This is a genomic window from Kribbella sp., from assembly GCF_035655035.1.
GTDB lineage: Bacteria > Actinomycetota > Actinomycetes > Propionibacteriales > Kribbellaceae > Kribbella.
The window spans coordinates 1-4,434 of sequence record NZ_DASRVN010000542.1 but is presented as its reverse complement, the minus strand read 5'-3'; the positions used below and the strand labels follow the sequence as shown (position 1 = coordinate 4,434).

Here is a 4,434-nt window from a genome sequence, read left to right as displayed (position 1 = left end):
AGCTGTCGGCGTATTCCGGGGACCGGGTGATCTTCGTCCACAACGCCGGCACGATCACCCCGATCGGGCCTGCTGCCGGCGCGGACCCGGAGTCCTACAACCGCGCCGTACTGCTCAACTCCGCCGCCCCGCAGATCCTCGGCGCCGCGTTCCTCCGCGCCTCGGCGCACCTCACCTGTGAGCGCCACCTGATCATGCTGTCCTCGGGTGCCGCGAAGACCGCATACGCCGGCTGGTCGTCGTACAACGCCGGCAAGGCGGCCGTCGAGCACTGGGTCCGCACGGTCGGCCAGGAACAACCACCCGAGGGCTGCCGCGTCATCGCGGTCGCGCCCGGTGTCGTCGACACCGCGATGCAGTCCGAGGTCCGCGCCGCCGACGAAGCCGACTTCCCATCAGTCGCCCGCTTCCACACGCTCAAGGAGACCGGGGCCCTCGCCACCCCGACGGAAGCCGCTCACGGCATCTGGTCCCTCCTGACCAAGGATCTCCCCAACGGCTCCTGCGTGGACCTTCGCACCGTCTGAACGCAAAGAAGCGGCGCCGGGAGAGGTGAGGCTGTCTCCCGGCGCCGCGGTGTTGCTTCCGAATCAGTCAACCCACCGAGGTGGCTGGTTCGGGTCCTGCATCACTGACCAGGGAGGGTCAGTTGTTCTGCTCGTTGCTCTGCTCGCAGGTCTTCAGCGAGTCGATCGAGTTGCCGCTGTTGTCCAGACCGAGGATGCCGGTCGGGTTCGTCAGCGGAACGGTGCCGCCGATGCCGGTGGCGTCGATCTCGTTGTGGCAGACCTGCCACGGGCCGACCTTGTTGTCGCTCACGGACACGACGCCGTTGCCGTCGGCCTTGTACCACTTGCGGTTCTGCTGGTTGTCCTGCTCACAGGTCTTGACGGCGGTGATGCTGTTGCCGTTGTTGCCCCAGCCGATGATGCCGGTGATGTCCTGCGCAGGAACCGTGCCGCCGATGCCGGTGCCGGCACCGAAGTTGTGGCAGGCCTGGACCGCACCGAGGTCGTTGCGGTCAAGGGCGACCAGCGAACCGTCCTTGTGCATGCCCCACCAGCGAGCGTGGTCCGAGTCGTAGCCGCCGCCCTGGGACAGCGCCGACACCTGGTCGGAGAGACCCTGAACCTGGGCCTTCTTCTGCGCGTCGTCGAGCATGTTGGCGCCCGCGAAGCTCGCGACACCAAGGGTGGCAACGGTCGCCGCCGCGGCTGCGATGACGATCTTGCGAGTTACCTGCATTATGCCAGGTTTCCTTTCGGGTTTGACGGATTCGTCTTAGTGGTAACGACACCTGGCGCGGCCGGTTACAAACTTTTTCGTCAACTATTTTCCCTGATACGGCAGTGATATTGGTGAGTGGAAGTTGAGATGGAAGTGCCCGTAACCAGGTCACGGGTACGTCGTTGAGTCAGCGCGGGTGACGGATGGGCCCGGTGAATCTGAGATTGTTTCGGTGGGCTCGGTGGCTGCCGAATTGGCAATAGCACGATTCGTCGGAACAATTTGGAACCATTGCCGGAGTTTCGTGCCGTGTTTTTTCGGGGCAGGGCGCGACCGGCAGCCAGACCCGCTGCCGCGCGCATCGGCAGCGGTGGGAGACCCGGGTCCCTTGGGCCCGGGTCTTTCCTTTTCCACAGCCGGACGGCCGGTCGGCCGCGGGCGCCGGAAATTAGCTGCGCCGGCGCTCGGACGTCACGACCAGCGCGACGCCGACGATGATCACCGCGCCGCCGAGCAGGATCTGCCAGGTCAGCCGCTCGCTCAGGATCAGCCAGCCGAGGAACACCGCGACCGCCGGGTTCACGTACGCGTACGTGCCGACCAGCGAGATCGGGGCGTTCGCCAGTAGGTACGAGTACGCCGTGTACGCGAGCAACGACCCGAACACCACCAGGTAGGCGAGGCCGATCCACCCGCTGCCGTGGATCCGGTCGAAGTGCAGCCGCCCCGGCTCGCCCCGCAGTACGCCGAGGAGCACCATCGCCGTACCGCCGAAGACCATCTCGTAGAGCGCCGTCACCAGCGGGTCCCGCGGCAGGCCGAGCCGGGGCGCGTACCGCGAGCCGGTCGCCCAGCAGATCGTGCCGACGACCAGGATCGCCACCGACAGCGGCTTCGCGCTCGTGTTGCCGCCCGACAACGCGAGCAGCGCTGCCCCGCCGAACCCGATCAGTACGCCGCCCCACGTCATCGCCCGCGGCCGCTCGCCACCGCCGACGCGCAGCAGCATCAGCCACAGCGGGATCGCCGCGACCAGCAACGCGGCCAGCCCGGACGGGACCGTCTGCTCGGCGATCGCCACCGCGCCGTTGCCGAGGGCAAGCAGCAGCACACCGACCGTGGCCGCGCCGATCGCCTCCCGGCGGGTGATCCGCAGCCTCCGCCACCCCGACTTGAGCGCCAGCCCGGCCGCCATCAGCACCGAGGCGGTGAGGAAGCGGGTGGCCATCCCGAGCATCGGCGGGATCTCGGCGTCGACCACGACCCGGATCGCCAGGTACGTCGAGCCCCAGACGACGTACACCACCGCGAGCGCGGTCCAGATCATCGCGCCGGAGGCCGGACGGGCACCGGTCCCGACCACTTCGGCGGGGGCAGTGGCCATTTGCGACCCTCCTCAGGGTGTATGTCAGGGGTGTTTTGTACGAACGATGATTACGCTAGGCCTCGCGCGCGCGGGCGCGCAAGGCGGTTTCCGGCCACCCGGCGGCTGATTCCCGCCATCCGCGCCCGTCGAGACGAAGTTGTGACACTTGCGCGCCGATGAGGCCGGACGGTGTAAGACGAGCGTGCGGATGGGACCAGTGACTGGACTGGTGTCTCATCGCAGGACCGATTTCGGTACCGCCGTACCCGCCGGAGTCCAGGAAGTTAGCGGATCAGGCACCTGGTCTGTACGGTGTCCGGCAAGATGGGAGTGAGACCAGTGAGGTAGGTCCACTGCCGGCAGTGCATCAACCCCTGGAATCACGCGGACCAGCCTGCGAAAGCCGCATCCGGCACATCGGGCCGGCCCCGTGCAACGTTGCGGTCGCGGCGATCCCGCGCTCGAACCCGAGGAGTGCATGTGAGTGAGTCGGTGCCGGGCCTTGCCCCGGAAGTGTTCGCGCCCCACCAGGCGCCGGTCAGTCCGCCCCAGGCCTCCGAAGAGGTCGAGTTCGTCCAGCTCCTGACGCCCGAGGGCGAGCGCGTCGAGCACCCGGACTACGCGTTCGACCTCGACGACGAAGCCGTCAAGGGCTTCTACCGCGACATGGCGCTGGTCCGCCGGATCGACGCCGAGGCGACCGCCCTGCAGCGTCAGGGTGAGCTCGGCCTGTGGGCCTCGCTGCTCGGCCAGGAGGCCGCGCAGATCGGGTCCGGCCGGGCGCTGAACAAGAAGGACATGGTGTTCCCGACGTACCGGGAACACGGCGTCGCCTGGTGCCAGGGGGTCGACCCGCTGAACCTGCTCGGCCTGTTCCGCGGCGTCGACCAGGGCGCGTGGGACCCGAAGGACAACAACTTCCACCTGTACACGATCGTGATCGGCGCCCAGACGCTGCACGCGACCGGGTACGCGATGGGCCAGCAGCGCGACCACGCGATCGGCGACGCCGACGACGGCGAGGCCACGATCGCGTACTTCGGTGACGGCGCCAGCAGCCAGGGCGACGTCAACGAGGCGTTCATCTGGGCCTCGGTGTTCAACGCCCCGGTGGTCTTCTTCTGCCAGAACAACCAGTGGGCGATCTCGGAGCCGATCGACCGGCAGACCCGGATCCCGCTGTACCAGCGCGCCGCCGGCTTCGGCTTCCCCGGTGTCCGCGTCGACGGCAACGACGTGCTCGCGACGTACGCCGTCACCCAGCAGGCGATGAAGCGCGCCCGCGAGGGCAGCGGGCCGACCCTGATCGAGGCGTACACGTACCGGATGGGCGCGCACACCACCTCCGACGACCCGACGAAGTACCGGCTCAACGAGGACCTCGAGCACTGGAAGCTCAAGGACCCGATCGAGCGCGTGCACGCGTACCTGTCCCGGCACGCCGGCGTCGACCACGACTTCTTCGACGAGATCGACGCCGAGGCCGACAAGATCGCCGCCGAGCTGCGGGCCGGGTGCCTGGCGCTCCCGGAGCCGGAGCTGACCGACTTCTTCCAGCACGTGTACGTCGAGGAGACGCCGCAACTGGCCGAGCAGCGTGCGCAGTATGCCGTGTACGCCGCTTCGTTCGAAGGCGAGGGCTGAGCGATGACCAAGATCACTCTCGGCAAGGCCATCAACGCCGGTCTGCGGGCCGCGATGGAGAACGACCCGAAGGTCGTCGTGATGGGCGAGGACATCGGCAAGCTCGGCGGCGTCTTCCGGGTCACCGAAGGCCTGCAGAAGGACTTCGGCGAGGACCGGGTGATCGACACCCCGCTGGCCGAGTCCGGGATCATCGG

Annotated in this window: 4 protein-coding genes and 1 pseudogene; 3 read left to right on the top strand and 2 right to left on the bottom strand. The window is 68.0% G+C overall.

Annotated elements, in window-relative coordinates; translation table 11 throughout:
- Window positions 1-527, top strand: a 527-nt coding sequence (locus tag VFF46_RS29370; RefSeq protein ID WP_325040469.1) for an SDR family NAD(P)-dependent oxidoreductase, incomplete at its 5' end; no start/stop codon positions are given.
- A 118-nt stretch (window positions 528-645) separates the two neighbouring features.
- On the opposite strand, the gene VFF46_RS29365 is transcribed toward VFF46_RS29370, so the two are convergent.
- Entirely contained in the window at window positions 646-1,245 is a 600-nt protein-coding gene (locus VFF46_RS29365; RefSeq protein ID WP_325040468.1) for a hypothetical protein, read from the bottom strand.
- A gap of 430 nt (window positions 1,246-1,675) precedes the next feature.
- Complete coding sequence (locus VFF46_RS29360) at window positions 1,676-2,611, bottom strand: EamA family transporter (protein WP_325040467.1); 936 nt, start codon at window positions 2,609-2,611, stop codon at window positions 1,676-1,678.
- A 462-nt stretch (window positions 2,612-3,073) separates the two neighbouring features.
- Here VFF46_RS29360 and pdhA point away from each other — a divergent pair, with 462 nt between their 5' ends.
- On the top strand, window positions 3,074-4,237 hold the full coding sequence (gene pdhA, locus VFF46_RS29355; RefSeq protein WP_414673104.1) for a pyruvate dehydrogenase (acetyl-transferring) E1 component subunit alpha: 1,164 nt from the start codon (window positions 3,074-3,076) through the stop codon (window positions 4,235-4,237).
- 3 nt (window positions 4,238-4,240) lie between these two features.
- Window positions 4,241-4,434 (top strand): annotated as a pseudogene (locus VFF46_RS29350) (alpha-ketoacid dehydrogenase subunit beta); the annotation flags it as partial.

Coding starts and splice junctions, on each gene's coding strand:
- VFF46_RS29365 (WP_325040468.1), bottom strand. CDS start 1,245: ATGCAGGTAACTCGCAAGATCGTCATCGCAGCCGCGGCGGCGACCGTT.
- VFF46_RS29360 (WP_325040467.1), bottom strand. CDS start 2,611: ATGGCCACTGCCCCCGCCGAAGTGGTCGGGACCGGTGCCCGTCCGGCC.